Origin of the sequence: Acinetobacter sp. ABJ-A23_2 (genome assembly GCF_044538765.1) — a bacterium.
Lineage (GTDB): Bacteria > Pseudomonadota > Gammaproteobacteria > Pseudomonadales > Moraxellaceae > Acinetobacter > Acinetobacter nosocomialis_A.
In genome coordinates, this window is sequence record NZ_JBIUCP010000001.1 from 46,191 (window position 1) to 72,129 (window position 25,939).

At 38.3% G+C, this 25,939-nt stretch carries 25 protein-coding genes; 8 read left to right on the plus strand and 17 right to left on the minus strand.

What is annotated here, in order from left to right; all coding sequences use genetic code 11:
* Positions 1-49 precede the first annotated feature (49 nt).
* Positions 50-2,482 carry a DNA internalization-related competence protein ComEC/Rec2 gene (locus tag ACH63V_RS00220; protein WP_396462409.1) on the plus strand — a complete coding sequence of 811 codons (2,433 nt, stop codon included), beginning with the start codon at positions 50-52 and terminating at the stop codon, positions 2,480-2,482.
* Here ACH63V_RS00220 and ACH63V_RS00225 read toward each other — a convergent pair.
* The gene (locus tag ACH63V_RS00225) at positions 2,435-3,418 is read right to left on the minus strand and encodes a lysophospholipid acyltransferase family protein (protein WP_311069445.1); all 984 of its coding nucleotides are present in this window, start codon (positions 3,416-3,418) and stop codon (positions 2,435-2,437) included. The two genes, ACH63V_RS00220 and ACH63V_RS00225, sit on opposite strands and share 48 nt — an antisense overlap.
* A gap of 136 nt (positions 3,419-3,554) precedes the next feature.
* Here ACH63V_RS00225 and sppA point away from each other — a divergent pair, with 136 nt between their 5' ends.
* Positions 3,555-4,571: a signal peptide peptidase SppA gene (sppA, locus tag ACH63V_RS00230; RefSeq protein WP_233929962.1), complete on the plus strand. Its 1,017-nt coding sequence runs from the start codon at positions 3,555-3,557 to the stop codon at positions 4,569-4,571.
* A gap of 19 nt (positions 4,572-4,590) precedes the next feature.
* Positions 4,591-5,400 (plus strand): alpha/beta hydrolase, encoded by an 810-nt coding sequence (locus ACH63V_RS00235; RefSeq protein ID WP_311069444.1) that lies wholly within the window; start codon positions 4,591-4,593, stop codon positions 5,398-5,400.
* A 64-nt stretch (positions 5,401-5,464) separates the two neighbouring features.
* On the opposite strand, the gene purN is transcribed toward ACH63V_RS00235, so the two are convergent.
* Together purN and purM are read right to left on the minus strand one after the other, a co-directional pair.
* On the minus strand, positions 5,465-6,094 hold the full coding sequence (gene purN / locus ACH63V_RS00240; RefSeq protein WP_311069443.1) for a phosphoribosylglycinamide formyltransferase: 630 nt from the start codon (positions 6,092-6,094) through the stop codon (positions 5,465-5,467).
* A complete protein-coding gene (gene purM / locus ACH63V_RS00245) occupies positions 6,091-7,161 on the minus strand; it encodes a phosphoribosylformylglycinamidine cyclo-ligase (protein ID WP_000071984.1) in 1,071 nt (356 codons plus the stop codon). Before purM ends, purN begins: the two co-directional genes overlap by 4 nt.
* 135 nt (positions 7,162-7,296) lie before the next feature.
* On the opposite strand from purM, the gene cxpE reads away from it, so the two are divergent.
* The 4 genes from cxpE to ACH63V_RS00265 all read left to right on the plus strand — a co-directional run bounded on the left by cxpE (position 7,297) and on the right by ACH63V_RS00265 (position 13,842).
* Positions 7,297-8,490 carry a chloramphenicol efflux transporter CxpE gene (gene cxpE / locus ACH63V_RS00250; RefSeq protein WP_263614386.1) on the plus strand — a complete coding sequence of 398 codons (1,194 nt, stop codon included), beginning with the start codon at positions 7,297-7,299 and terminating at the stop codon, positions 8,488-8,490.
* Between the two features lie 20 nt (positions 8,491-8,510).
* On the plus strand, positions 8,511-9,209 hold the full coding sequence (hda, locus tag ACH63V_RS00255; RefSeq protein WP_396462410.1) for a DnaA regulatory inactivator Hda: 699 nt from the start codon (positions 8,511-8,513) through the stop codon (positions 9,207-9,209).
* 328 nt (positions 9,210-9,537) lie between these two features.
* Positions 9,538-11,388 carry a rhombotarget A gene (gene rbtA / locus ACH63V_RS00260; protein ID WP_311069442.1) on the plus strand — a complete coding sequence of 617 codons (1,851 nt, stop codon included), beginning with the start codon at positions 9,538-9,540 and terminating at the stop codon, positions 11,386-11,388.
* A 15-nt stretch (positions 11,389-11,403) separates the two neighbouring features.
* Complete coding sequence (locus ACH63V_RS00265; RefSeq protein ID WP_396462411.1) at positions 11,404-13,842, plus strand: CSLREA domain-containing protein; 2,439 nt, start codon at positions 11,404-11,406, stop codon at positions 13,840-13,842.
* An 82-nt stretch (positions 13,843-13,924) separates the two neighbouring features.
* Here ACH63V_RS00265 and ACH63V_RS00270 read toward each other — a convergent pair whose 3' ends face one another.
* From ACH63V_RS00270 to ACH63V_RS00290, 5 genes are all read right to left on the minus strand, one after another.
* Positions 13,925-14,314, minus strand: coding sequence for a DUF3106 domain-containing protein (locus tag ACH63V_RS00270; protein WP_022575263.1), 390 nt, complete (start codon positions 14,312-14,314; stop codon positions 13,925-13,927).
* Positions 14,304-14,624 carry a hypothetical protein gene (locus ACH63V_RS00275; protein WP_002052599.1) on the minus strand — a complete coding sequence of 107 codons (321 nt, stop codon included), beginning with the start codon at positions 14,622-14,624 and terminating at the stop codon, positions 14,304-14,306. The genes ACH63V_RS00270 and ACH63V_RS00275 overlap by 11 nt, the downstream gene beginning before the upstream one ends.
* Complete coding sequence (locus ACH63V_RS00280) at positions 14,614-15,228, minus strand: RNA polymerase sigma factor (RefSeq protein ID WP_000362317.1); 615 nt, start codon at positions 15,226-15,228, stop codon at positions 14,614-14,616. The genes ACH63V_RS00275 and ACH63V_RS00280 overlap by 11 nt, the downstream gene beginning before the upstream one ends.
* A 159-nt stretch (positions 15,229-15,387) precedes the next feature.
* The gene (locus ACH63V_RS00285; RefSeq protein ID WP_396462412.1) at positions 15,388-16,164 is read right to left on the minus strand and encodes a TrmH family RNA methyltransferase; all 777 of its coding nucleotides are present in this window, start codon (positions 16,162-16,164) and stop codon (positions 15,388-15,390) included.
* 57 nt (positions 16,165-16,221) lie between these two features.
* Positions 16,222-17,193 (minus strand): class 1 fructose-bisphosphatase, encoded by a 972-nt coding sequence (locus ACH63V_RS00290; protein WP_396462413.1) that lies wholly within the window; start codon positions 17,191-17,193, stop codon positions 16,222-16,224.
* 182 nt (positions 17,194-17,375) lie between these two features.
* Between ACH63V_RS00290 and ACH63V_RS00295 the strand changes: the two genes are divergently transcribed.
* Positions 17,376-17,564, plus strand: a complete 189-nt coding sequence (locus ACH63V_RS00295; protein ID WP_002052586.1) for an NF038105 family protein — start codon at positions 17,376-17,378, stop codon at positions 17,562-17,564.
* Between the two features lie 55 nt (positions 17,565-17,619).
* Here the strand turns inward: ACH63V_RS00295 and pal are convergent, their stop codons facing one another.
* From pal to ruvA, 9 genes are all read right to left on the minus strand, one after another.
* Entirely contained in the window at positions 17,620-18,183 is a 564-nt protein-coding gene (pal, locus tag ACH63V_RS00300; RefSeq protein ID WP_396462414.1) for a peptidoglycan-associated lipoprotein Pal, read from the minus strand.
* 27 nt (positions 18,184-18,210) lie between these two features.
* Positions 18,211-19,491, minus strand: coding sequence for a Tol-Pal system beta propeller repeat protein TolB (tolB, locus tag ACH63V_RS00305; RefSeq protein ID WP_263614380.1), 1,281 nt, complete (start codon positions 19,489-19,491; stop codon positions 18,211-18,213).
* Between the two features lie 90 nt (positions 19,492-19,581).
* Positions 19,582-20,988, minus strand: a complete 1,407-nt coding sequence (gene tolA, locus ACH63V_RS00310; RefSeq protein WP_396462415.1) for a cell envelope integrity protein TolA — start codon at positions 20,986-20,988, stop codon at positions 19,582-19,584.
* A 3-nt stretch (positions 20,989-20,991) separates the two neighbouring features.
* On the minus strand, positions 20,992-21,444 hold the full coding sequence (gene tolR / locus ACH63V_RS00315; RefSeq protein WP_002052868.1) for a protein TolR: 453 nt from the start codon (positions 21,442-21,444) through the stop codon (positions 20,992-20,994).
* Positions 21,444-22,142 carry a protein TolQ gene (gene tolQ / locus ACH63V_RS00320; protein ID WP_311069436.1) on the minus strand — a complete coding sequence of 233 codons (699 nt, stop codon included), beginning with the start codon at positions 22,140-22,142 and terminating at the stop codon, positions 21,444-21,446. Before tolQ ends, tolR begins: the two co-directional genes overlap by 1 nt.
* 23 nt (positions 22,143-22,165) lie before the next feature.
* Positions 22,166-22,573, minus strand: a complete 408-nt coding sequence (gene ybgC, locus ACH63V_RS00325; protein WP_004699892.1) for a tol-pal system-associated acyl-CoA thioesterase — start codon at positions 22,571-22,573, stop codon at positions 22,166-22,168.
* A gap of 211 nt (positions 22,574-22,784) precedes the next feature.
* Positions 22,785-24,119 (minus strand): M20 family metallopeptidase, encoded by a 1,335-nt coding sequence (locus ACH63V_RS00330; RefSeq protein ID WP_396462416.1) that lies wholly within the window; start codon positions 24,117-24,119, stop codon positions 22,785-22,787.
* Between the two features lie 205 nt (positions 24,120-24,324).
* Positions 24,325-25,329, minus strand: coding sequence for a Holliday junction branch migration DNA helicase RuvB (ruvB, locus tag ACH63V_RS00335; RefSeq protein ID WP_002052424.1), 1,005 nt, complete (start codon positions 25,327-25,329; stop codon positions 24,325-24,327).
* An 8-nt stretch (positions 25,330-25,337) separates the two neighbouring features.
* Positions 25,338-25,937, minus strand: coding sequence for a Holliday junction branch migration protein RuvA (ruvA, locus tag ACH63V_RS00340; protein WP_396462417.1), 600 nt, complete (start codon positions 25,935-25,937; stop codon positions 25,338-25,340).
* Positions 25,938-25,939 lie beyond the last annotated feature (2 nt).

A 25,939-nucleotide genomic window follows, 5' to 3' on the forward strand; every position in this document is an offset into this window, starting at 1 on the left:
TCAGTTGGGCTTTAATTTTGCCCCTAAAATGATAATGACAAGATTTTGAATGTTTAAAATTATTCTATTGGGGTGGGTTGGCGGTATTGCATTAATGGGTATTAATTTACCTTTAATCATGCAATATGGAGAAGTAGCTAAGGTTCTACTTTTACTTGGCTTTATTTTTTATCTTTTTAAACGACCAGTATTTGTTGGTCGACCACTTTTAAAGACAATGTATTGCCTGTTATGTACAGTCAGTCTATTTACTGTGGGATATCAATATGCCGAGAAAGAACTGATTAAGCGTTTAGAACAAAGAGAAACGGATTCAAAGAATCTCGATATTATTGTTTATATAAAGCAACTCAGTGAAGAAAAAGACAATAAAGTTCAACAAAATGCACAAGTATTAAATCTGACTAAAGAACCAGTAAATTGGCTGTTGTATTTAAAAAATAATAATCAGGGTGTGTTGAAGGGTAATCCAGAACTTGAATTAGGTCATTACTATCGACTATTTGGAAAAACAAAACCTGCGCATAGTTATGCCACAGCAGGAGCTTTTGATCAGGAAAAGTGGTTTGTTCAGCGAAATATAATGTCTGGTTTTATTGTTCAGCATATTGAGCCTTTAAGCCTTGATGAAATATATCGATTGGGATATCAACAGCATTTAAGAGGACAGCAGTCCTTTTTTAATAGATTTCATTTAAATATAGAAAAGCTTCGCTTAACTTTTAGGCATCTATTACACAATTCTTCATTACAGCAAAAGGGCCTACTTTTAGCTTTGCTGACTGGTGATGAAAGTCTTTTATCAGATGAAACTCAACTACAATTTAAACAATTAGGAATTGCTCACTTATTGGCGATTTCGGGTCCACATGTACTTATTTTTGCCATCATATTGTCTTGGGTGTGTCATCAACTCATCTGCCGTTATTATCCTCAAATTTATTTATGGAAACCGAAACAGGTTTTGATGACTATGCCATGCTGCCTCGGTGTTTTAATTTATACAGCTTTTGTGGGGTTTGAAATTCCTGCACTACGGACATTGTTGTCAGTCTTTATATTTATTTCTTTCCTAGTATTAAAACAACCCCTTAAACCATTTGCATTACTGGTATATAGCGCAAGTCTACTGTTACTAATGGACCCGTTTAGTGTCCTTTCTGCAGGTTTTTGGCTGTCGTATGGGGTATGCTTTATTTTATTAAGAATTTACCAAACTATAGTGCAGTTACCTGAGCAACATTTTTTAAGCTTAAGCTCAAAACTGATTTTTATGAGTAAGGTGTTAATTGAGTCTCAAGGCAAAATATTTATTGCATTGAGTCCTTTAACCTTACTTTTCTTTCAACAAATTTCTTGGGTTGCTCCATTAACCAATATTATTGCTGTGCCTATTGTTGGTAGTGTTATTGTCCCATTAAATATTTTGGCTGCTTGTGCATGGTTTGTAGTAAAACCATTTGGAAATATGCTTTTTCATTTCAATGATATTTTACTCAGTATCTTACTGAGTTGTTTGGGCTTATTAGAAAAAATCTCTTTACCATTACAGGGTATAAGCTTGACGCTACTAGCTCTATTTACAGTTAGTTTAGGTATCCTTATTTTATTTTTGCCTAAAGGCGTTTTCCCAAAAATATGGGGATTACTCTGTTGTTTACCCCTAATTGTAGTGAATAAAACGAACCAGCAAATTCAGCTTCATATTTTAGATGTTGGACAGGGGCAGGCTATTTTCTTAGAACATCCTGAACAAAACTGGCTAATTGATACAGGTGGCTCTTACGATGAAAAGATCTTTAGTATTGGCAAAAATGTTGTAGTCCCATTTTTACGCCAACAAGGTGTAAAACAGTTAGATCGTGTTGTGTTGTCTCATCTTGACCAAGATCATAGTGGGGCTTTTCCTGCCATTCAGCAGGAGATTCCTGTAAAGCAGGTTCTCTCAAATGAGCAATCTTCAAATACTCTCAAGCAGTCATTTCAATATTGCCATCAAGGTCAACAATGGCAATATCCTGAGTTAGATATTCAAGTTTTATGGCCTAAACAAAAAGATTTAGTTTTTGTACCTTCTCAACAGAATCAATATTCCTGTGTGATATATCTTCATTTCAAAGGAGTCAGTGATTACCAAAATTTTCTGATTATGGGAGATGCGGGCTGGGAAGCAGAATACGAGCTGTTAAAAGACTATCCAAGCTTAAAAGTAGATGTTTTGGTATTAGGGCATCATGGAAGCAAACACAGTTCGGCTTATGATTTTCTTGCAACCCTACAACCAAAACTGGCAATTGCATCAGCAGGGTTTGATAACAGTTATGGCCATCCTAGCCAAGAGGTTATCAATCGTTTAAAAACCCTTCATATCCCACTTAAAAGTACAGTAGAGCAAGGGGAGTTAAGTTTTGTTCTGGAAAATCACAAAATGGTTTTACACGACCGACGTTTTGAGCGGATCTGGTTGCGTAGAGTTCTCTAAAGCTTCAGCTTTGAGTCTATTCACAGTTTTAATCGCTTCTGAAGGGTCAACATTATAAACATTATCTAAAGCTGGGTTTGCTTTAAAGCGTTTATAGCTCCAGTGGTAGTGTTCTGGATATTTATGAATGAGCTGCTCAATTGCTTGATGGATGACATAAGTGCCATCGTCAGCAGAGCCTTCATAGATTTTCTCATCCATAGGTTCAATATGCATGGTAAACCCGTCATTTTCATTACGGATCGCATACAGAAATAAAGCTTTCGCTTTAGTTTTTTGGATGAGCTTGGCACTTAAATTACTTGAAGCAAGTGGAACACCAAAATAATTCACCATATCTCCACCTACATTCGGAGTATGATCCGGCAAAATTACTGTAGTTTCACCTTGTTTAAGTGCTTTAAAAATTTGTCTTACGCCAGTTTCATCGGTCGGGACGAGATTCGCCTGTTCACGGCTGCGAGCTTCTCGTACGAAACGGTCAGCATCATCATTTTTGACTGGTTTATATAAAATAGTCATTGATGTGAACTGGGCACACCATGCATTCATTACTTCCCATGTACCAAAATGAGGAACAATGAGTACAACACCTTTCTTCGCTGCTAAAGCATCATGAAAGTATTGTTCGCCTTCTATACGATGAATACGAGAAATATTTTCTTGGTTCGATGAACCCCAAATACTTAAAAATTCAAAATATGAGGTTAATTCATTACGTATAGCCTTTTCTGTAATTGCTATACGTTGTTGTGGTGTTAAGTGGGGTAGAGCAATCCTTAAGTTAAGTTCTATACTTTTTGAGGTTTTAGTAATTTTTAAAGTATTTACAAGACCAGCCAATAGACGAGCAATAGAGCGCCCAAATTGAATAGGTAGTCGGCTAAATGTTTTGAGTAATTGATAGTTCATGCTTTTTGAATCTGGTCTAGTCATCTATAGCAGTAAGGTAAGGAGGGAACAACAAATAAAAAAGACAAAAATATTATAAATGAAATCATATTATTTAGACAGTTTTTATCAAATCAACGTATATAATGACATCATTTCGATTGATTTGGATTGGAATTTTATGTCCGATTGGCCACCAAAACCACAAAATGAACCTATAACCCCTAAACAGAACGGACCAGAATGGCAAATCCTTGAGAAAGCTGTAATGGCTTCTGTAGAAGAACAACGCCGTAGTCGTCGCTGGGGTATATTCTTTAAAACACTTACTTTTATTTATCTATTATTTATTGTTGTGTTAATGGGCAAGGGTTGCTCAACCAGCAAAGAAGGCTCAGCAGCAAGTAGTAGCAGTGCTCATCTGGCTGTAGTTGATATTGTTGGAACCATTGATGCTTCAAGTAATCAAGCAGTAAATAGTGAAGATACGAATAAAGCGCTTAAACGTGCTTTTGAAGCTTCAAATAGTAAAGCAATTGCACTTAATATTAATTCTCCTGGCGGTTCTCCTGTTCAGTCGGATGAAATTTGGCAAGAAATTCGCTATTTGAAAAAAGAACATCCTGACAAGAAAGTCTATGCAGTAATTGGTGATATGGGTGCTTCTGGTGCTTATTATATTGCTTCTGCTGCTGATGAAATTATTGTGAATCCATCAAGTTTGGTCGGTTCAATTGGTGTCATTATGCCGAACTATGGCATTACTGGTTTAGCTCAAAAACTCGGAATTGAAGACCGTACTTTGACAGCGGGCACCAATAAAGACATTTTAAGTATGACAAAACCGATTAATCCTGTACAAAGAGAACATATTCAGTCTGTACTCGATAATGTCCATACTCATTTTATTAATGCAGTTAAAGAAGGACGCGGGAAACGCTTAAAATCGAATGACCCTGCTATTTTCTCTGGTCTTTTCTGGACTGGTGAACAAGCAATCCAGTTAGGTGTTGCTGACCGCTCAGGTAACATTACGAGCTTGATGCGTGAACTGAAGCTTGATAATAAAGTTGACTACACGATTGAACGTAACCCATTACAATCTATTCTTGGTCGAATGGGTGCAGAAATGGGTAAAGGCTTAAGTGAGTCGGTTGCTCAACGTTTAGAGACGAGTCAGAACGCCAAGCTACAATAATTTAAATCAGGATAACGGTATGTCAGTAAAACCGGTTATACACTTTGCGCACGCCAACGGTGTGCCATCTATGGTGTATCAAAAATTGTTTGATCAATTAAAAGATGAGTATGACATCATTTATGTTCCACTCATTGGTCCTGACAAACGTTATCCAATTACCGATCATTGGCCTTTTTTAGTTGATCAGGTGATTGATAGTATTGTACGTCAAGCTAAAGGGAGAAAGGTGATTGGACTTGGGCATTCGCTGGGATCAGTTTTAACCTTAATGGCATCTTTTAAACGCCCTGAGCTTTTTTCACAAGTGATAATGTTAGATCCACCTCTTATTTTGGGTAGATACTCTTTTGCTTTTCATATGGCAAAACTGTTTAAACCCAAGATAGTTGATGACATGACACCTGCAGGTTTATCTGCACGTCGTCGTGAACATTGGGAGTCACGTGAGCAAGCGGCTTCTTTGTTACGTCCAAAAGGTTTTTATAAAGACTTTGATGAAGACTGCTTTCAAGCTTATATTGATTATGCTTTGAAAGAAGATTCGGTACGTGGCGGCGTAACTCTCACTATTTCTCGTGAAGATGAAGTTGCGATTTTCCGTAAAAATCCTTCTTGGTGGTGGCTACCTATGCCAAAACCAAAAATGCCTGTACATTTAGTTGTAGGAAAAGAAAGTGCCTTCTTAAAAAGAGGTTTCCCTCAAATGGCAAAGCGTAAAATGGGAATTCCATTTAGTGTCGTTGAAGGAGGGCATATGTTCCCTCTAGAGCATCCGATTGAGACAGTGAATTATATTAAGAAGCTTATTCATAGCAATTCACACTAATAAGACTTTCATTAAAAAAGGACATGCATGCATGTCCTTTTTTAATTTAAGTTGAGCAAAGCTTTTACCAAGATGCAAAACGTATAGGGTGTTCAAGAATTTGATTACGGAAATAGGCTTGTCCATCTTTCCATGTCAGTTGGCCATTACATAACCACTCTGCAACTTGAGGATAAATGAAATGCTCAAGTTTATGTACACGTTCTGCCAAAGAGGCAACATTGTCATGTTCTTTGACTTCAATCGCAGATTGAGCAATTGCTTGACCAGCATCAAGTTCAGAAGTTACAAAGTGAACTGTACAACCATGCAATCGATCACCTGTATTTAATACACGCTGATGTGTATTAACACCTTTATAAGCAGGTAATAACGAAGGGTGGATGTTGAGCATTTTACCTTGCCATTTATCGACAAAGTTTGCAGTTAAAATACGCATGAAGCCAGCTAAGATAACGATGTCAGCTTGCCACCTCATAAGTTGCTGATGCATCGCTTCATCAAAATCGGCACGACTAGGAAAGTCTTTATGCGAGATTACCGCTGTTGCGATATTGGCATTTTGAGCACGCTCTAGGGCATAAGCATCGGCTTTATTGGACAATACACCTACAATTTGCCCTGATAGACGTGCATCTATCAAGGCCTGTAAGTTACTGCCGTTCCCAGAGACTAGAACAGCAATTTTCATCATTCAAAGATCACACGAATTTTTTCGTCTGCACCTTCCACTGATTCAGCATTTTCTTGGATATGTCCGATTTTCCAAGCTTTTTCACCTTGAGCATTAAGCACTTCAATTGCTTTTTCTGCATCATTTGCGTCAACTGCAATCACCATACCTACACCACAGTTAAAGGTGCGGTACATTTCAAAACGTTCTACATTGCCTTCACGTTGTAGAAGTTTGAATAATTCTGGCCATTCCCAAGAAGCTTCATTAATTACAGCTTGAGCACCATTTGGTAATACACGTGGTAAGTTACCCGGTAAACCGCCACCAGTGATGTGTGCCATAGCATGTACATCAACTTGTTTGCAAAGCTCAAGAACTGGTTTTACATAAATACGTGTTGGTTCCATTGCAACATCTGCAAGAGGGCGGCCATCAATCACTTGAGTTAGGTCTACATTCTTAACGTCTAAAATTTTACGAAGTAATGAATAACCATTTGAATGAGCACCGCTTGATGCAACACCAATAAGTACATCACCAGATTTTACTTTAGAGCCATCAATAATTTTACTTTGCTCAACAACACCTACGGCAAAACCAGCAAGATCGTAATCTTCGCCTTCATACATGCCAGGCATTTCAGCTGTTTCACCACCTACAAGTGCACAACCTGCAAGTTCACAACCTTTACCGATACCAGTAACTACATTGGCAGCTACGTCTACATTTAAGTGACCAGTAGCATAGTAATCGAGGAAGAATAATGGTTCTGCACCACAAACCAAAAGATCGTTAACACACATCGCGACAAGGTCTTGGCCGATTGTGTCATGACGATTAAGGTTAAGAGCTAAACGTAATTTAGTACCTACGCCGTCAGTTCCTGAAACCAAAACAGGTTCTTCGTAACCTTTAGGGATTTTGCATAGTGCACCAAAGCCACCAAGTCCGCCCATTACTTCTGGACGAGTTGTACGTTTAGCGACTGACTTGATACGATCGACCAGTGCGTCGCCCGCTTCAATGTCAACACCCGCATCTTTGTAGCTTAAACCGGTATTTGGGGTAGAAGTTGAGTTGCTCATAAATGAAGTCTCCGCATTGGCGGCAGATTATAACCTGAATATACGAAACTCTTATGTTATTTATGCTCGAAAATGCTATCTTTAATAAAAATATTTTTCCATTTATAACGATTAAATCAAAAAAGGCTATATTTTATGCAAGATCGTATACTGCGCCGTATTTTCTTACTCGCAGGTATTGTATTGCTGGTATGGGTATTATACTTGCTCAAGCCTGTGGTCATTCCATTTCTTGGTGCTTTTTTCCTGGCTTATTTATTTAGTCCACTGGTAGATGTTCTAGTAAAAATTAAGCTACCTCGGTGGTTGGCAATTAGTATTGTTTTTATCGGTATCGGTGTAACTTTAACTGTTGCGTTATGGTATTTGGTTCCACTTATCTGGAAACAACTTGTTTATGCACGAGATAGTATACCGGCGGGAATCCATTGGATTAATGCAGAGCTATTACCGTGGATTTCTTCAACATTCCATGTTCAGCAAATGGAAATTGATACCGATCAAATGTCCAAAGCGGTCATGGATTATGTTCAGACCAATTACAGTGCCGATAGTATTCAAGCTGTTTTATTAAAGCTTGCACAATCAGGTCTGAATTTTATTCAGATTGGTGGAACAATCGTTTTAATTCCAATTATTGCTTTCTATTTCTTGCTCGATTGGGACCGTATGTTACTGAACTTACGTCGTCTCATTCCGCGACCATATGAAGAGACTACTTTACAAATCGTTCGTGAGTGCCATAGCGTTTTAGGAGCATTTGTTAAAGGTCAGTTCCTCGTTATGCTTTTACTCGGCGTAGTCTATGCCGTAGGTTTACAGTTAATTGGGCTAGAGGTCGGGCTTATTATTGGGATGGTGGCTGGCCTTGCCAGTATTATTCCTTATTTAGGATTTGCTGTTGGTATTATTGCAGCTGTTATTGCGAGTTTATTCCAGTTTGGACTGGACTGGACCCACTTACTACTCGTTGGTGTGGTTTTTATGATTGGTCAAGCCGTAGAGGGTTATATTCTACAACCATTCCTACTCGGTGATAAAATTGGTCTTTCGCCTGTTGCGGTCGTATTTGCTGTATTGGCAGGTGCCCAACTTGCTGGTTTCTTAGGAATGCTCATCGCATTACCAGTAGCTGCCGTCATTGTTGTACTCTTAAAACATCTAAGAGATAACTACGAAAAAAGTAGTCTTTATGGCGCGTATTCGGAATTATTTGTACAAGAGGGTAATATTCAGCAAATTCATGTAGAAACTGGAAATACTAAACTTGATCTTGAAGTTAAAACACAGCAAGATACAGATACACCGAATCTTTCAGATCAGAAATAATTTCAAGGCCAATTCATTATATGCGTCAACTCCAACTGGATATAGAACCTCAACTTGATGCCCGAATCAGTGATTTTTCGGGACCAGGTTGGGGGCATGTAGTCGATGCAGTGCGTCAACTACATGCAGGTCTAGTAAATAGATTTTATATCTATGGAGGTGCAGGAACGGGTAAGAGTCATTTGCTTTCGGCAATTTGTGATTCTTATTTGGAAGTGGGTAAGTCTGCAATTAAAGTTTCTTTGCTAGAACTTCTTGATGCTCCCATAGAGGCAATTACCTGTTTAGAGCACTATGACTTAGTTGCTTTAGATGACATTGAATCTATTAGTGGTGTGCCGCACTGGCAAAAGGCGGTCTTTCATTTAATGAATAACCATGAAGGGCAACTTGTATTTTCTTCACGTGTTGCACCGATTGAATTGAAACTGGAGCTGCCAGACTTACAATCACGTCTTACTCAAGCAGTCAGTGTAAAAGTGCCAAGTGGAAGTTTATATGCGGACCGCTATGCTTTAGTCACTTCTATTATGGCGAGACGTGGTATCCATTTCGATCAGCAGATTGTAGATTATTTACTTTTACATGGACCTCATCAGGCTTCTGTATTGTTGCAGACCGTAGCTCAACTAGAGAAACTTCTTAAAGGTGAGAAGACTAAGCTTTCAAATGCAACTTTAAGACAAATCTATGCTTTGATTGATGAATACCAACAATAAACACTTCTTATATTCTGTCTTTTTTGTTGGTTAGACTAAGTTCGGTTTTCTAATATAAAAATAAAATAAGAACTATTAAATACTTATTCTTTAAGTCTTAGAGTGAAATGTTAAATTTTTTCATAAGTAAAATTTCCATATATCAATAGATGCTTAATTGTCCAAATATTTATAAAGCTACTTATCTAAAATGACGCTATAGACCGATCAAAACATCTTGAGAAATTCTGATTCCTGTGACAAAGTACGCACAAAGGATGCGTTTGCAAAAGTGGAAACTTTGCAATATTGACAAAGAAAAATGAAAAAAATAGGTAAGGAGAAGGGTATGCTCAAACGGAGCATTGCTTTTGCATTATTGGCTGCTGCTGGGCACGCTTATTCTGCTGATATTCAAGTCACAAGCTTAGTTGATGAAGATAAAGATGATACGGTATGTACGCTACGAGAAGCTGTACAGTTTCTAAATTATCGTGGTTCATCTAATGCAGCCGATGTAGAAAAATATGCAAATGGTTACCATGGCTGTGGAAATAAAGATGCTTCATCAAATATTATTTTACAGCGTGATAAAGAATATGCATTAAATACCCGAATAACGATTACAGCTCCTCTTACAATTAGTACAGCAAAAAATGATTCTACTTTAGTAGATGATCAACCAGGTTCGCATAACGCGACAATAAAAATGGTGGGTACAGATCAGCTATTTAAGATTGATGATGAGAATGTTGAAAAAGCATCTTTTTCTGTTTCTTTAAGCGATCTTAATTTACAAGGTGCAGGTCCTAACACGACAGCATTAGAAGGCGGGTTGATTTATAACCATGAACAATTAATTATTCGAAATTCACGTTTGATAAATGGTTATGCAACACGAGGTGGTGCAATTTATAACGCAGGTAATTTATCTAATACGACAAATACTGCTGGTGCAGTTACGCTTATCAATAATTTAATTCAGAATAATAAAGCAGCTCAAGGTGGCGTTCTATATAGTGAAATGCCGCTCTATTTTATTACTCAATCTGTAATACGTGATAATGAAGTTACAACGGCAGATAATGCTTTACTTTATACACAAACTAAATTTGCCGATGAAAGTACGGGAGGATATTTAACTTCCAGAGCAATTGGTATAAGTAATAGTACAATTTTTCATAATAAAGGTGGTTTTATTGCGAACATCCGAGACGGAATGTTTGTTAATAACATTACAATGATTAAAAATGATAAAGGGCTATTTCTTGATGCTCCACAAAGTAATGCCTCGGTTTCAAATAGTATATTAGTAGGAAATACTGTTAATTGTCAGGTAAGTACGACTGACAAGGCCGTCATACAAAGTAATTTAGTTACAGCAGAATGTAATCGTAATGCTACTGCAAAGCTCCCTAATATTCTTTATCCCGCGAGTGAGAAGCTGATTGCGGGTGATAGTGATGAAGGTGTATGTGATGTAACCTCTCCGACTGGATTATTATGCCCTTACAATACGCCAAAAGATAGTTTTCTCGGTTTCTTTAGACCACGGTTACTTGAAAGTTATCAAAGTTTATCTGATTCATTAATCATAAATAAAGGACGTCTTTATAGTGATGGTTCTTCAATTGGTTTAGCAAGCTGTGAAAGATATGATCAACGTGGTAAAAATCGTAGTGGTTACGATGAACTTTGTGATTTAGGTGCAATTGAATATATTTTAGATAACCAAATTGCTCCAGTTGGCCAAGATATTAAATATGGTCAAGTTGCAAAATTTAGTATTTTAGGCTCTTTGAGTGAAGCAGATTTGGTCACTCCTGCTACATGTAAACGTTTATTTGGTGACCGTCCTGATGGTAAAGAATGGCAACCTGGATGTCTTAAAGTTATACAAAGTACTGATACACCAATTTCTAAAGGTACTGTTACTTTAGATCAGAATGGAAATGTTGTTTACACACCAAATGGAAATTGGCATGGTGCAGACATTTTTAAAATTCAAGTTGTTACGAGTGTATCAAGATTTAATGATGGTTCAGATTTCCAATATATTACTATTCCTGCAACTGTAGTCCAAGAACCTGTATCTGGCATCGAAGATAAGTCTGTGAGCACAGGTGGAGGGGGAAGTGTTGGTAGTGGATTAATTTTAGGGTTATTTGGATTAATTGCATTACGCCGTTTCAAGTCATAATCAGGGATGAGGACTATGAAGAATTATAAAAAAGCACTAGGTGTGATTGTTGTTATCGCAGCAATGCCTTTAATGGCTCAAACCACAATAAAAGTTACAACATTTGATGATGAAGATAATGAGAACATGAATGCATGTTCTTTACGTGAAGCTATTACAGCAGCAGAAATGCGAAAATCTTATGGAGGATGTGAAGTTCCCGCAATTGATAAGAATTATACAATTCAACTCGAAGCTGGTACTTATACTTTAAATAAAGAGTTAACTCCTAAAGTTGCTTTAAATATCATTGGTAAAGAGGCAACAGATTGGGAGCGAAAAGGGGTCTTAACTAATGACTATCCAGCTCAAAAACCGCTTCAAACCCATATAAATGCTGGTGGAAAATCACGTATCTTTAATACAGCTGTTTCCCAACAACCTTTAGCGTTGACTAATATCATTTTAGAAAATGGCAAAAGTACTGAACAAGGTGGTGCAATTTATGCTGGTGCGGATATAACTCTAAAAAATAGCCAGATTCTAAATTCGCAAGCTCCTAAAGGCGGAGCAATTTATCTTGGAGGAAGTAATTCTAGTTTAACGATGAATCACTCCTTGATCCAAGGCAATGGTAAGTCTTCTATTGAAGGTAGTATTCTTGCAATGAGTTGTATGTTTAATAACACATACAGCGCACGTACTTTATCGCTTGACTCAAATAGCTTTATAGATAATGGGGGAACAGATTCTATAAGTACTTTTGACTTTTGTGGTAGCCCTACAGCGACTTTTACAAATAATACAATTGCGAAAAATATAGCCAGCCTTACTAATGGTAGTATTCTTAAATTTACTGGAGATGCTGATCCATCACAGAATCAAACTAGTAATTTAAGCTCATCTAGTAGTTTAGCATTGCAAAACAATACAATAGTTGAGAACTCTGCAAATACAACTTTCCTATATGATAAATTAGGAAAAAAAGATTTAAATTTTAATATATTAGCATTTAATACTGGTACTTACGCATGTCGATACTTATTAGGAGCGGCGACAGCAGAAAAAGATACTGGATTAAATTTGAAATTTAATGCATTAAACTTAACAGGTAATAGTCCAAAATGTGATGTACCTACAGAATTAATTCCTACAGGCAATACAAATATTGATATAAAAAATGAAGTCTTTAGTACTTTATTAGAGCCTTTAAAAGAAGCTAATGAGAATAATGGTTTTTTACCAATTTATTACCCTAAAAATAATTTCTCAGCAACAGATTTGATCGATGTAGATACGGAAAATAAGGGTACATGTCAAAATCAAGACCAACGTGGATTATCTAGATTAGTAAGTAATACGTATTATTATCAATCGCTAGGAAATATTAAAAATAGTTGTGATATTGGTTCAATTGAATTAATGAAGCTTACAGCAGGTGACTTAGAAGGTTTAGGCAATATCTCATTTACGACTTTATTAGATACTTTTCAGAAAAGTTACGATTTGTATGATGGTTTGCTAAAAGATCCAACTACACCATCAAATTTTATTGTTTATTATAAAGTTCGTTTAGCTGAATTTAAGGATTTACTTGATAAATTTAAGAATGATACTGCTCATGTAAATACAAAATATCGAGCTATCTATATAGATTTAAAAAACTATGGTTTTCCACTGCCAAGTGAAGACGCGAATCATGTATTAAAGTTTTTTAATACGACTGATTATAGTGTTAAAGCAGAACCGCTAGGCGTTGGACAGAAAGTAGAAGATTTAACATCTGATACTGAGACTAAGAAAAATCAGCGGTGTGAGTGGAATCCGACAGTACAGCAAATTCTCTTTTATCGTGTTGATGATGATGTTACTTCAAATACAACATATGAATTTTGTAAATATACAATTACCACTAAGACTGGGGAGGAACTGAGTAGCGGGTTGATTAAAGCGAAATTTGCAAATATTGCCCCTGTTTCAGGAGATGGTACGATAAGCTTTAAATACTTAGCTAATGAAATTATTCCACTAAATTTACTTAAATATGCAAATGATGATGGTGATGGACCCGTTAATACACTTAGTACTAAACCTAATAAACCTTCATTTTGGGTAAATGATCAAGGTGCTGAGCTACCAATTTACTTACCGAGTAAAACATCAAAAGATGGAATTTTTACGGTAATCAAAGCTGATCGGGAAGGTCCATGTCCAGGCAAAGATAGTAAAAATACGTGTTATGGTGGCAACATCTATATTCAAGCAAAAAATGTATTTAATACTTTCAATGATACATTGACTTACTATGTTTATGACGCAGATGGAACCATTTCAGCCAAAGCGGGAACAATTAACTTAGTAAGCACAGCAACTACAACCGATGATTCTAGAAGTGGTGGCGGTGGAGGAAGTATCGGAATCTTCTCTCTTACATCACTGCTAGGTTTGATTGCTTATAGACGTTATCGTAAGTAAAAGCAAAATAAAAAAGCCTCCATCGGAGGCTTTTTTATTTGTTATTAGATGTTTAAATAGCACATTGTTAAAAAGTGATTTTTTAGTGCTCTAAATATTTATTGATATATTCTTCGCGTATAGCAGTTCTTTCATCAGCACTTGCTTTTAACATACGCTGACGTAAATCATTACGCTCTTGTGTACTCATTTTTTGCCAAGCTTCGCGCATTTTTTGCTTTTCTGCATCTGGAAGTTGGTTGAACCAATCCATGCGTTGTTGCAAGTTAGCGCTTTGGTTTGGTGGCAATTCTTTTAAACTTTGATAACGTTTAATTACTGCTCGTTGCTCTTCTTCAGATAGAGCATTCCAAGTATCGTCTACTTGAGTATTGGCATCTTTAGAAAAAATCCAAAAGCGTTCAAAACCCGCAAAACTGGTTTGCAGGAAACTTAATGAACAAAGGATAAGTGCTAACTTTTTAGCTACCATGTTGAACTTTATCCTCACCCAACACCATCAGCATTTCTAAATCTTCCACCATTTGTGGAGATAATTTAGGATTTACAACAACTTGATTTTGTGGCTTATCCATCATATCTACCGAATTGGGTAAAATAACAAAACCAGTAATCGCTGCAGCAAGTGCAAAACCAGTCATTTTCCAGACACTATAAAAAGAGGCTGGTTTTTGTTGGATATGGTCAAGCACATGATTCATCACCACTGTTTTATTTTTATGGTGATGGGCTAAACTATCGAGTTTAGACGTCACCTTTTTAGTGAAATCATCATGATTCATTAGAACCTCCCATGGGATTTAAATGCGCTAAGTACTCTCTAAGTCCCTGAATTGCTCGATGATAATGGGTTTTTACACTACCTTCAGTGCAGTTCATAATTTGTGCTGTAGTATGGGTGTCGAAACCTTCCCACGCACGTAACATGAAAGCTTGTTGTTGACGAACAGGTAGTTTTGCAATCGCTTCCTGAATCTCTTCTATGGTCACTGCTTGATCTAGAAAATCTGCTGGATTGATTGCTTTTTCATCGACAATATCAATGATTTCTTCATCATCATTGTCTAGACTAACTTTTTTGAAGAATGAAAATGGGTTTGCCCGACGTGCTTCTTTGCGGCGCCAATCCTGAAGTTTGTTGTTTAGAATAGTATAAAACAGCGGATACCATTCTTCAGTACTTCGATCGGCGTAAGACTTGTGTAAAGCAATAAATGCTTCTTGAACCAAGTCCATGGCAATGCCTTGTTGACCTTGGGTAGCACTCTCCATCATCACTAAAGCACGACCAGTAACATCTTGCATAAAAACCTTTAGGCGTTGTTCAGCCGTGCTGGCATGAACACTAGATGCTTCCGATCGAGACTTTTTCGGTGCTAAATCCATGGAGATGGAAAATCCTGTCATTGGACGTACCCACCTTATCTTCAATATATCTCTTATATAACGTTGAAAAGAGGTGGGAGGTTGACAACAATCGGCTATTTTTTAGTAGTGTAAATGATTTTTTTCAAAAATATGAGCGATGTAAAATAAATTAACGTTTTATTGGCGTTGGCGAACCATCTCAAAAAAACAAATAGATCCTGCAATTGCTACATTTAATGACTCTTGACCACCTGGTTGCGGTATTGTCACGGATTGTGCGTGTTCTAAAGCATAATCACTTGCGCCTTGTCCTTCATTACCTAAAATCCAAACACATGGCTTTGAAAGGTCTTTTGAATAAAGACTGGTCGAGCGATGAGAACTTGTAACGAAAACAGGAATATCGAATTTAGGAAGAATATCGGTCAATTGGAAGTTTTCAAAACAATGTAAGCTGAAATGAGCCCCCATACCTGCTCTTAAAACGCGTGGCGACCAAAGAGAAGCAGAGCCTTGCGTACAAATAATTTGTTTAATATTTGCCGCGGCTGCTGAACGTAATAATGTACCTACGTTACCTGGGTCTTGTACATTCTCTAGAATTAACGTATCTACGTTATAGTCAATCGTTAACGTAGTTTTAGGCAGATCAATAATAGCTAAGCAAGGAAGGGTATTACCTAAAGTACTTAAGTCTTTATATAAAACTTCACTGATAATAAAGACATGGCCTTGGTGAAGTTCAATGATTTTCTTTAAATCGGGATGTTCTAAGGCTTGTTCAGTTGTAAACAAAGAAAAGAGTTTTTTCTGTTGTTGTAACCAAGCTAGGCAAAGGTGAGTACCTTCAAGAACTGTTTGCTGATGCTTTTTTCGGGCGCTATTGAGTTCAATTAAACCACGCAAATGTTTAATTTTTGCATTGTCTTTTGATTCTAAAAAAATAACCGCCATAAGGATATATCCAAAAGGGCGTCATCATACTATATGACGCCCTCTATAATTTAATTATTAATGATAGCTTGTTACGCGTTCAACTTCGTTTTTAGAACCGATAATTACCGGAACACGTTGGTGAAGCTCTGTTGGTTCAATATCTAAAATACGAACACGGCCTGTAGTTGATGCGCCGCCTGCTTGTTCAATGAGCATACTCATTGGATTAGCTTCATACATTAAACGTAAACGACCAGCTTTTTTCGGGTCTTTTAGATCATATGGATAAAGGAAAATACCACCACGGCATAAAATACGGTGAATATCGCCCACCATACATGCAACCCAACGCATATTGAAATCTTTTTCACGTACAGATGTTTTACCTGCAAGTAACTCTTCAATATATTGTTTTACTGGTTGTTCCCAATGACGCTGGTTAGATGCGTTAATAGCAAACTCTTGAGTATCTGCTGATACTTGAACATTCTCTGAAGTAAGTAAGAATGTTTGAGTTTCTGGGTCTAAAGTAAAGAACGCTACACCATTTCCAACGGTTAAAGCCATCATTGTTGATGGGCCATATAACACATAACCAGCAGCAACCTGTTGAGTACCTGCTTGCATGAAATCTTGTGCTTGTGTTACTGCATTTTTTGCAGGAAGAATCGAGAAGATTGTTCCTACGCACATGTTGATATCAATGTTACTTGAACCATCTAATGGGTCGAATAATACTAAGTATTCGCCGTTTTCTTGCGCAGGTGTAAAGTCATCAAGTTCTTCAGATGCAAGACCACCAACATGAGGATGAACTTTTAACGCATCAATTAAATAATCATTAGAAATCACATCAAGTTTTTTCTGTGTTTCACCTTGAACATTTTCATTACCTGCACTACCTAAAATTCCAGCCAAAGCACCTTTTTGTAGGGCTTGGTCAATGGTTTTACAAGTCGTAGCAATCGTGTCGATGACTTGGGCCAACTCAGGTGTAAGGTTCCCTTTTTCTTGTTGTAAAAATTGGGACAATGTGAGGTTGGACATAAAAAAACGCTCCTGTGCGCAAGCATCAAAATGAGTCAAATAAATACGTGGCATATTCTAGATGAGAATGCCGGAAAATAAAAATTATCTTACTTTATTTGTGTTGCATTTATGCTTACAAGCCCCATTTTACATGGTATGTTGTTTGCATAGCAAAGGAATGTATATTTAGGAGAATCGAAATGACAACTAAGAAGTTTGATGCGACCCCCACGGCAGGTGAACCAATCAATTTAGAAGAAATTTCGAAAGAAAGTGTTCAGGAAGCTTGGAAAGACTATGAAGCGAAACCTGAATATAAAGCTTTTAATAAGCATGATTTGATTGAGTCGATGCAACATTCAGAAGAAGAGGAAAACAAATCTTCTTAAATTAAGAATCAAAAAATAAACGCCCATATGTGGGCGTTTATTTTTTTGGAGTGTCTTATTTTAATAGAGGAGGAACCGCTTCATAGTTAATTTCAACACGGCGGTTTTCTTTCCAAGCTGACTCGTCATGGCCTGGGTTAACAGGAGCTTCTTTACCATAACTTACCGCTTCAAGTTGCTGTGGGTTTACACCATTTGTGATGAGGTAACTTTGAACTGCTTTTGCACGACGCTCACCTAAAGCCATGTTGTACTCACGTGTTCCACGTTCATCTGTATGACCAGTTAATGCAACTTTTGAGTTTGCATTTGCCATGAGGAACTGAGCATGGGCTTGAAGTGTTTGATAATCTTCAGCAGATAAATCACTACTGTCGTAATCGAAGTGAACAACACGTTTAGCTAAAGCAGCTTTATTTGCTTCAGTTACACCTTTTGATGAAGCACCTGCCAAATTTTGGGCATTTAATGCAGCATCTTCACTTAAACCGGTTGTGTTTACTGTACTTGGGTTTGTAGTACCAGTAGTTGTCGTTGTTGCAGGCTTACGGCTCGCACAACCTGTCATGACAAGCGCTACACTAAGTAGAGGAAGGGCCAAATATTTGATTGATTTCATCATCATCTCCATCAATGGAATAAAAAGTTATTTAGGTGCCCAGGCTGGTTCACGTACTTCACCTTGTTCACTCGGTAAATTCATACGGAAACGACCATCAGTGGACATGATAGACAGTAAACCACGGTTCCCTTCACGAGTTGCGTAAACCACCATTTGCCCATTTGGTGAGAAACTTGGTGATTCATCTAAACTCGTTGGGGTAAGAATATTGACAATGCCTGTATTAATATCTTGGATAGCAACCTTATAGTTACTACCACTTGGTCGATGCACCAGTGCAATTTTTTTGCCATCTGCACTTAAAGTACCACGAGCATTAAACGACCCTTTAAATGTTAAGCGTTTTACTGAGCCATCACCAAAATCATAGCGATAAATTTGAGGAGAGCCTCCACGGTCAGATGTAAAAATAAAAGCTTTCCCATCTGGTGTGTAACGTGCTTCTGTATCAATGCCAGAGTCATTTGTCATACGTTTGACTTGGCGAGTTGATAAATCCATTTGATAAATTTCAGGGTTACCATTCATTGATGCTGTAAATAGCATTGATTTGCCATCTGGTGAAAAGCTTGGCGCACCATTTAAGCCTTTAAAGCTGGTAAGTACTTCACGTGTTCCAGTAGATAGATCTTGTAAGTAAATTGCTGGGCGTTTAGTTTCGAAAGAAACATAAGCAATTTTTTTAGCGTCAGGAGTCCATGCTGGAGACAGAATTGGGTCGCGTGAAGAGAGAACAGTTTTTGGTTGCTCACCATCTGTATCGGCAATTTGTAAAGTGTAACGTTCCGCAGGAGTTGCCGGGTTACGTAATACATAAGCGATACGACCGCTAAAATCGCCTGCAATACCAGTCAATGCTTGATAAATAGCATCACTAACCATATGTCCAGCTTGACGGATGCGTGAAGCAGGAACATTCAACAACTCATTGAGAAGATATTGCTGTTTTTGTACATCATAAAGTTGGTAATGGACTTCAAACCCATCAGCTGTTTGCTTAATTTGCCCAGTAACAACATATGGAATACCAGCAGCTTGCCAATCAGATGCTTGAATTTGATTAATGGCAGCATTTGCAGGTAAGTTTTTCGATGAACTTGTGAAACGTCCTGAACGGTTTAAGTCAGTTTCAACAATTGGATAAAGTCCATTGTCATTATTAAAGGGAACAATAGCGATTTTAGGTGCCTGATCAGGTGCTTTTGCAATTTCTAAATGTAGTTGAGCAAAGGCAGCTGTCGGTGCAAGAGGACTTAATGCTGTAAGCAGCGTTAAGGCTAAAAGGTGTTTGCGGCTCGTTTTCATAGGTTTAAAGTCATTGAAGGCATTTTTGTGACTGTGGATTTTGTAACATAGTTACATGCCTTAAACTATTTAAAGCATGTAACAAGATACTTATTTTGCAGTAAATGTTGAACTGAATGATCTTGCTTCGCGTCGAGCATCAGGATCAGATGGCATAGGGTAAGGCGCAGCAGAACGAATCGCTGCTTCGACACTGGCTTTAACATCTGGGTTGCTAGAGCTAACAATAACTGATAATACAGCTCCACTATCACTTAACGTTACACGCGCAGTTGCTTTTTGACCTGATGTTCCTGCTGGAATATCCCAAGCATTTCTAATTTTCTGCTCAAAATCACGCTTCGCTGAAGATGCAATTTTTTTGGCTTCACCCTTTTTCTGAGCAGCTTCTTCCTGTGCTTTTTTAGCAGATGCAGCTTTTGCTTCGGCCTCAGCTTCAGCTTTACGTTTGGCATCTTCAGCAGCTTTTTGCTGTTTCGCTTTTGCGTCAGCATCAGCTTTATGCTTAGCATCTTCAGCCGCTTTCTGCTTTTGGGCCTTTGCATCAGCTTCAGCTTTACGCTTGGCATCCTCAGCAGCTTTTTGGTGTTTAGCTTTTGCATCAGCCTCAGCTTTACGCTTAGCATCCTCAGCCGCTTTCTGCTTTTGAGCCTTTGCATCAGCTTCAGCTTTACGCTTGGTATCTTCAGCTGCTTTTTGATGTTTAACTTTTGCATCAACCTCAGCTTTACGCTTAGCATCTTCAGCTGCTTTCTGCTGTTTAACTTTCGCATCCTCAACAGCTTTGCGTTTAGCATCTTCAGCAGCTTTACGAGCTTCATGTTTAGCTTTTGCCTCAGCTTCAGCTTTACGTTTTGCTTCTTGCTGTGCCTGAAGTTTTGCATTTTCAGCTTCACGTTTCAGTTTTGCATCAGCCTCAGCTTTACGTTTAGCAGCTTCTTCAGCTTTGCGAGCCTCACTTTGTTCATGTTTGTTTTTTGCTTCAGCTTCTGCTTTACGCTTTTGTTCAGCTTCAACTTTTGCAGCTTTTGCCTCAGCTTGACGTTTAGCCTCAGCCTGCTGTTTTTGAGCTTCCTCTAAACGTTGCTGTTCCGCAGCTTGTTTCGCTTTAGCAGCTTCTTCAGCTTTACGTTTTTCCTCAGCTAATTTTGCTTGCTGTGCCTGCTCAGCTTTTTGCTTTTGGGCAACCAGATGTTGTGCTGTTGGCGGAGGAGGTGATGGTATTGCTGGAAGATTTTGAGGAACATTTTCATCCACAATTGGGCTTAAAACTTCTTCCGCCTGATTTTCTGCAGTAGTTTGTTGCTCAACTTCTTTTGCTAAAGGTGGTGGTAAATCTTCTGGCTTAACTAAGATAGTCGTCAGCTTTTTTGGCTGTTCAGGTGGTTTACTCAAACCTAAAAAAAGCAAGCCGACAATGGCAATTGCATGAACTCCAAGTGTGAAGCCCAATGCAATCGCATTTTGTTTAAAAGGAGGCTTTTGATTTTTGTTCATAGCTTATTTTAAAGGCTCTGTCAGAAGGCCAACTTGAGTTAAACCTGCTTCTTGTAAACTTGCCATCAATGATACGACTTCGCCGTAAGGGCGCGACTTATCACCATTCACTAAAACCGTAAGTTGTTTGTTTTCCTGCTCAGCTTGTTTTTGTGCTTCACTTAAAACAGATTCAAGCTTTTCACGAGAAAGTGGCTCGTTGTCTTTATAATCTTGATATTGAAGATAAATATTGCCATCTTTACCAATCGTTACCATGGCTGGCATATCTTTGGATTCAATTGGACGATTATTTGCCTGAGGTAAATCGACTTTGATACCGCTAGTAATCATGGGCGCAGTCACCATGAAAATAACCAAAAGTACTAGCATTACATCGATATAAGGCACGACGTTCATGTCACTTTTTAATGGTTTTTTTATGCGCTCAAAGCGCCCTGAACGTTGAATGGCCATTATGCATCTTCCTGTGATGAACCCACAGATTGACGTTGCAATAAAGCAATCATCTCTTCGGCAAATAGTGCGCGGTCAGAGTAGACGCTTTCGCTTTTAGCCGTAAAGTGGTTAAAAGCTAATACCGCAGGAATTGCAGCAAATAAACCAATTGCAGTTGCAATAAGTGCTTCAGCAATACCCGGTGCAACCGTCGCTAATGTGACTTGATCAACGGCAGCCAAACCAATAAAAGCATTCATAATTCCCCAAACAGTACCGAATAAACCGATATATGGGGCAACAGAACCAATACTTGCTAGAGTGCCTAGACCATATTCAAGAGTACCCTGATCACGACTTAAACCTACACGTAAAATACGCTCGGTGCCTTCAATCGTTTGAGAGGTAGATGCTTGACGTTTTTTAAGTTTAAAAAACTCACTCAATCCTTGATAAAAAATATCCTCAAGGCCTGAACGTTTTGAGTTGAGTTGTGCATTGTTATAGAGAGTATTAAGTTCAGCACCAGACCAGAACATTTTCTGGAAATGTTCATCGCCTTGACGTGCTTTTTTATAACCCATATGTAACTTGGCAATGAGGTACCAACTAAAGATTGATGCTAACAATAAAATCAGCATGACCAATTGGACGACTGGACTTGCTTGTAAGATAAGGTCAGAAATATGCAGGGTTGATTCAATGTTTGTTGCCATAGTTACATATGCCGGTTGTTTTTTTAGTCTTGTTCCAATTCTTTACGAATAAGATCACGTATTTCTTCTGGAAGACGACGAGCTACCAGTTCTTTACTTAAACATGCCAACTCAACCTCGCCAGAAGCAAGCAAGATTTCACCACGATAAATATTTTGTTGCAACACAAATGACGCAGCTTTACATGAAACTACACGTGCTGTAACAGTAATTAGGTCATCCATTAAGATAGGGCGCATGTATTTTACGTCGATTTTGTGGACAACAAAGTTGTAGTCTTTTTGATGCCAGTAATGATCAACGCCAGAAGCACGGAGCCATTCTGTACGGGTACGTTCCATATAGCGAATGTGGTTGGCGTGGTAAACGATACCGCCTGCGTCCGTATCTTCGATATAAACACGAATATTGAATTCAAAATGATTCGCCATGAGAGTATTCCGTTTTAGTTCACTATAGAGCTTTATATTTAAAATATGACTGCTGAATAAAACATCAGTTCTAATCAAAGTCATACATCTGCTTTTAAATACGGGGCAGTTTAGCAGATTGCATACTAAGTCCTATGGCACAACCTTTCAATTGCGATTGCTCTATTTATAATCTAAAAAAGGTACATCTTATGGCTAGCAAGCTTTTGACTTAAGAGGGCTTCCATGAGGTTTGAACTTGTTTTGATATATTCGGATAATCTAATACGAATCTTACATGCAGCTCGGTTCCTATTTTTAAGGCCTTGTCGTCTACAATAAAATAAGGGCTATGATTTGGTGCGGCTTGAGTTAAGTCCTGATTTTCTGGTGTTGCGCCTAAGAAAACAAAGAATGACGGCATTAATTTTCCATAATAGGCAAAATCTTCACTTGCGCTCGCATTATGATCTAAAACATGAAGTTTTGAGTCTCCAGCAACCTTGACTAAAGTTGGCTGAATAAGCTGAGTCAGTGCTTTGTCATTCATGGTCACTGGAGCATAAGGCGCAATTTCAACTTTAGCAGTCACATCATTGGCTTGAGCATCGTGTTCTATCATGACTGGTAAACTTTTTAAGATATTTGCCCGTATTTGTTCGTTATTAGAGCGAATAGTCCCAACCATATTGACCTGTTCAGGAATTACATTTCCTGCTGTACCACCTTGAATATTGCCAATACTCACTACGCCCATGCCTTGGGTAAGGTCGGTTCTCCGGCTAATAAGGCTTTGTAAATTATTAATCATTTGTGCCGATGCATAAATCGGATCTCTACCTAACCAAGGGGTAGAACCATGTACCTGCTTGCCGTTGACCTGAATACGTAAATGGTCTGCACTATTTAAAATGGCACCATCTTTATAATAAAGATGGCCACTTTGCATACCAGAGATGACATGGATTCCAAAAATGGCTTCAGGTTTATAGTCTTTAAATGCTCCATCTGCGATCATTTTTCTGGAGCCGATTTGATCGCCTTGTGTGAAGTTGTCTATATCTGCTCCGCCTTCTTCAGCAGGTTGAAAAACAAAGACAACCGTACCCGATATTTTATCTTTATTGGCAGCCAGAATTTTTGCCGCACCTAATAGCATTGCGGTATGGGCATCATGTCCACAAGCATGCATCACATAAGTTTGTTTACCTTGATAAATTGCTTTTTGTTTACTCGCAAATGGAACACCACTTTTTTCCTCCATAGGTAGCGCATCCATATCTGCTCTAAGCGCAATAATAGGGCCGGGTTTATTACCTTTTAAAATACCTACAACACCTGTTTTTGCATAACCTGTTTTGACTTGAATGCCATAAGACTTTAATTCTTTTTGAACAAGCGCAGATGTCTTAACTTCCATATTGCCCAGTTCAGGATTTTGATGAATATGTTGTCTTAATTGAATGACCTGATTTTCATTTTGTTGTGCGGCATCTTTGACCCAATCTGCTAGGCTCAGTTGACTCATTAAGGCGAGTGGAAAAACTAAAGCGGCTTTCTTATACATGTCCTTATCCTAAAAATATTATTGTTCATAAGATTTAATATCTAGATTTCTTATAATTCAGTTTTTAAAAATATTAAAAAATCAATAAGGTATAAAGAAAGACTTAAAAGGTATGGAGTGGCTAAATTATTGATAAAGCAATTTTTATTTGAGTTGAGAAGAACAGTTAAATTAAAAAAAGGAAGAGAAAATTCTCTTCCTTTGATTAGTTCTTAGGCTCAGGTGGCGTCATGCCAAACTGTAAATAAGACTGATTGGTTGCAATGCGGCCTCGCGCAGTACGCATGACATAACCTTGTTGAATTAAATAAGGTTCAATCACATCTTCAAGCGTCCCACTGTCTTCAGCCATAGCTGCTGCAAGCGCTTCAACTCCAGCAGGTCCACCATCAAAACGTTCTAACAACATACTTAAATAACGTCGGTCTAAGGTATCTAAGCCAGCTTTATCAACATTGAGCATATCAAGCGCACGTTGTGCCATTTCATGAGTCACTTCACCTGTACCTTTCACTTGCGCATAGTCACGAACTCGACGTAATAAACGATTGGCAATACGCGGTGTACCGCGTGAGCGACGAGCAACTTCCTCTGCACCTTCAACTGTAATTGGTACATCCATGAGGTTTGCAGAACGTGACACGATGTGAGTTAAGTCTTCTACAGAGTAGAACTCAAGACGCTGCACAATACCAAAACGGTCACGTAGTGGTGAGGTGAGTAAGCCCGCACGTGTAGTTGCTGCCACAAGTGTAAAAGGTGGTAAATCAAGTTTAATTGAACGAGCAGCAGGGCCTTCACCAATCATGATGTCTAATTGGTAATCTTCCATAGCTGGATACAGAATTTCTTCAATTACTGGTGAAAGACGGTGAATTTCATCAATAAATAAAACGTCACCTTCTTCAAGGTTGGTGAGCATCGCAGCCAAATCACCCGCACGCTCTAATACAGGCCCTGAAGTGGATTTGAGATTGCCACCCATTTCACGCGCAATAATGTTAGCCAGTGTGGTTTTACCTAAACCCGGTGGACCGAAAATCAGTGTGTGATCGAGTGCTTCACCACGACCACGAGCCGCGCCAATGAAGATTTCCATTTGCTCGCGTACAACTGGCTGTCCGATATAATCGGCAAGTGAAGTCGGTCGAATAGCCCGATCAAAATGATCTTCAGGTTTTTCTGTTCCACTGATTAGACGGTCTTGCATAGGTGTGTTTACTTCATCATTGATTTAAGTGCAGCACGAATAATATCGGCTGATTCAGTGTAATCGGCTTTAACCGCAGCTACAGCTTTTTGTGCTTCAAGTGGCTTATAGCCTAAAGATTGCAGCGCAGCTTCTGCTTCTGCAACAGGAGAAGTTGCAGCAAATTGAATTTGAGGCATGGTAGCCGCAGTTGAAGTGCCTTGAGCCAAGGTTTTAAAACGGTCACGAAGTTCAATCATTAAACGTTCAGCTGTTTTTTTACCAACGCCCGGAACTTTGACCAACGTATTAATATCATCATGTTCAATAGTGTGAACCAATAGCTCAACGCTTAGTGTAGATAGAATACCTAATGCCATTTTCGGACCGACACCATTTACTTTTAATAAGGTGCGGAAAATTGTTTTTTCTTGAGCATCGCTAAAACCGTAGAGCTGCTGTGCATCTTCACGCACAACCAAATGCGTCCATAGCGTAACTTTCTGGCCTTTCTGTAATTGGCAAAATGTTGAAAGTGGCGTATCAATTTCATAACCCACACCATTTACATTAAGTAAGACAGTTGGGGCTTCTAGGGCAAACACTTCGCCAATTAAACATCCGATCATTG

Excerpts from the sequence above, each read along its gene's own strand:
- ACH63V_RS00220 (WP_396462409.1), top strand. The coding sequence starts at position 50 with ATGTTTAAAATTATTCTATTGGGGTGGGTTGGCGGTATTGCATTAATG.
- ACH63V_RS00225 (WP_311069445.1), bottom strand. The coding sequence starts at position 3,418 with ATGACTAGACCAGATTCAAAAAGCATGAACTATCAATTACTCAAAACA.
- sppA (WP_233929962.1), top strand. The coding sequence starts at position 3,555 with ATGTCCGATTGGCCACCAAAACCACAAAATGAACCTATAACCCCTAAA.
- ACH63V_RS00235 (WP_311069444.1), top strand. The coding sequence starts at position 4,591 with ATGTCAGTAAAACCGGTTATACACTTTGCGCACGCCAACGGTGTGCCA.
- purN (WP_311069443.1), bottom strand. The coding sequence starts at position 6,094 with ATGATGAAAATTGCTGTTCTAGTCTCTGGGAACGGCAGTAACTTACAG.
- purM (WP_000071984.1), bottom strand. The coding sequence starts at position 7,161 with ATGAGCAACTCAACTTCTACCCCAAATACCGGTTTAAGCTACAAAGAT.
- cxpE (WP_263614386.1), top strand. The coding sequence starts at position 7,297 with ATGCAAGATCGTATACTGCGCCGTATTTTCTTACTCGCAGGTATTGTA.
- hda (WP_396462410.1), top strand. The coding sequence starts at position 8,511 with ATGCGTCAACTCCAACTGGATATAGAACCTCAACTTGATGCCCGAATC.
- rbtA (WP_311069442.1), top strand. The coding sequence starts at position 9,538 with ATGCTCAAACGGAGCATTGCTTTTGCATTATTGGCTGCTGCTGGGCAC.
- ACH63V_RS00265 (WP_396462411.1), top strand. The coding sequence starts at position 11,404 with ATGAAGAATTATAAAAAAGCACTAGGTGTGATTGTTGTTATCGCAGCA.
- ACH63V_RS00270 (WP_022575263.1), bottom strand. The coding sequence starts at position 14,314 with ATGGTAGCTAAAAAGTTAGCACTTATCCTTTGTTCATTAAGTTTCCTG.
- ACH63V_RS00275 (WP_002052599.1), bottom strand. The coding sequence starts at position 14,624 with ATGAATCATGATGATTTCACTAAAAAGGTGACGTCTAAACTCGATAGT.
- ACH63V_RS00280 (WP_000362317.1), bottom strand. The coding sequence starts at position 15,228 with ATGGATTTAGCACCGAAAAAGTCTCGATCGGAAGCATCTAGTGTTCAT.
- ACH63V_RS00285 (WP_396462412.1), bottom strand. The coding sequence starts at position 16,164 with ATGGCGGTTATTTTTTTAGAATCAAAAGACAATGCAAAAATTAAACAT.
- ACH63V_RS00290 (WP_396462413.1), bottom strand. The coding sequence starts at position 17,193 with ATGTCCAACCTCACATTGTCCCAATTTTTACAACAAGAAAAAGGGAAC.
- ACH63V_RS00295 (WP_002052586.1), top strand. The coding sequence starts at position 17,376 with ATGACAACTAAGAAGTTTGATGCGACCCCCACGGCAGGTGAACCAATC.
- pal (WP_396462414.1), bottom strand. The coding sequence starts at position 18,183 with ATGAAATCAATCAAATATTTGGCCCTTCCTCTACTTAGTGTAGCGCTT.
- tolB (WP_263614380.1), bottom strand. The coding sequence starts at position 19,491 with ATGAAAACGAGCCGCAAACACCTTTTAGCCTTAACGCTGCTTACAGCA.
- tolA (WP_396462415.1), bottom strand. The coding sequence starts at position 20,988 with ATGAACAAAAATCAAAAGCCTCCTTTTAAACAAAATGCGATTGCATTG.
- tolR (WP_002052868.1), bottom strand. The coding sequence starts at position 21,444 with ATGGCCATTCAACGTTCAGGGCGCTTTGAGCGCATAAAAAAACCATTA.
- tolQ (WP_311069436.1), bottom strand. The coding sequence starts at position 22,142 with ATGGCAACAAACATTGAATCAACCCTGCATATTTCTGACCTTATCTTA.
- ybgC (WP_004699892.1), bottom strand. The coding sequence starts at position 22,573 with ATGGCGAATCATTTTGAATTCAATATTCGTGTTTATATCGAAGATACG.
- ACH63V_RS00330 (WP_396462416.1), bottom strand. The coding sequence starts at position 24,119 with ATGTATAAGAAAGCCGCTTTAGTTTTTCCACTCGCCTTAATGAGTCAA.
- ruvB (WP_002052424.1), bottom strand. The coding sequence starts at position 25,329 with ATGCAAGACCGTCTAATCAGTGGAACAGAAAAACCTGAAGATCATTTT.
- ruvA (WP_396462417.1), bottom strand. The coding sequence starts at position 25,937 with ATGATCGGATGTTTAATTGGCGAAGTGTTTGCCCTAGAAGCCCCAACT.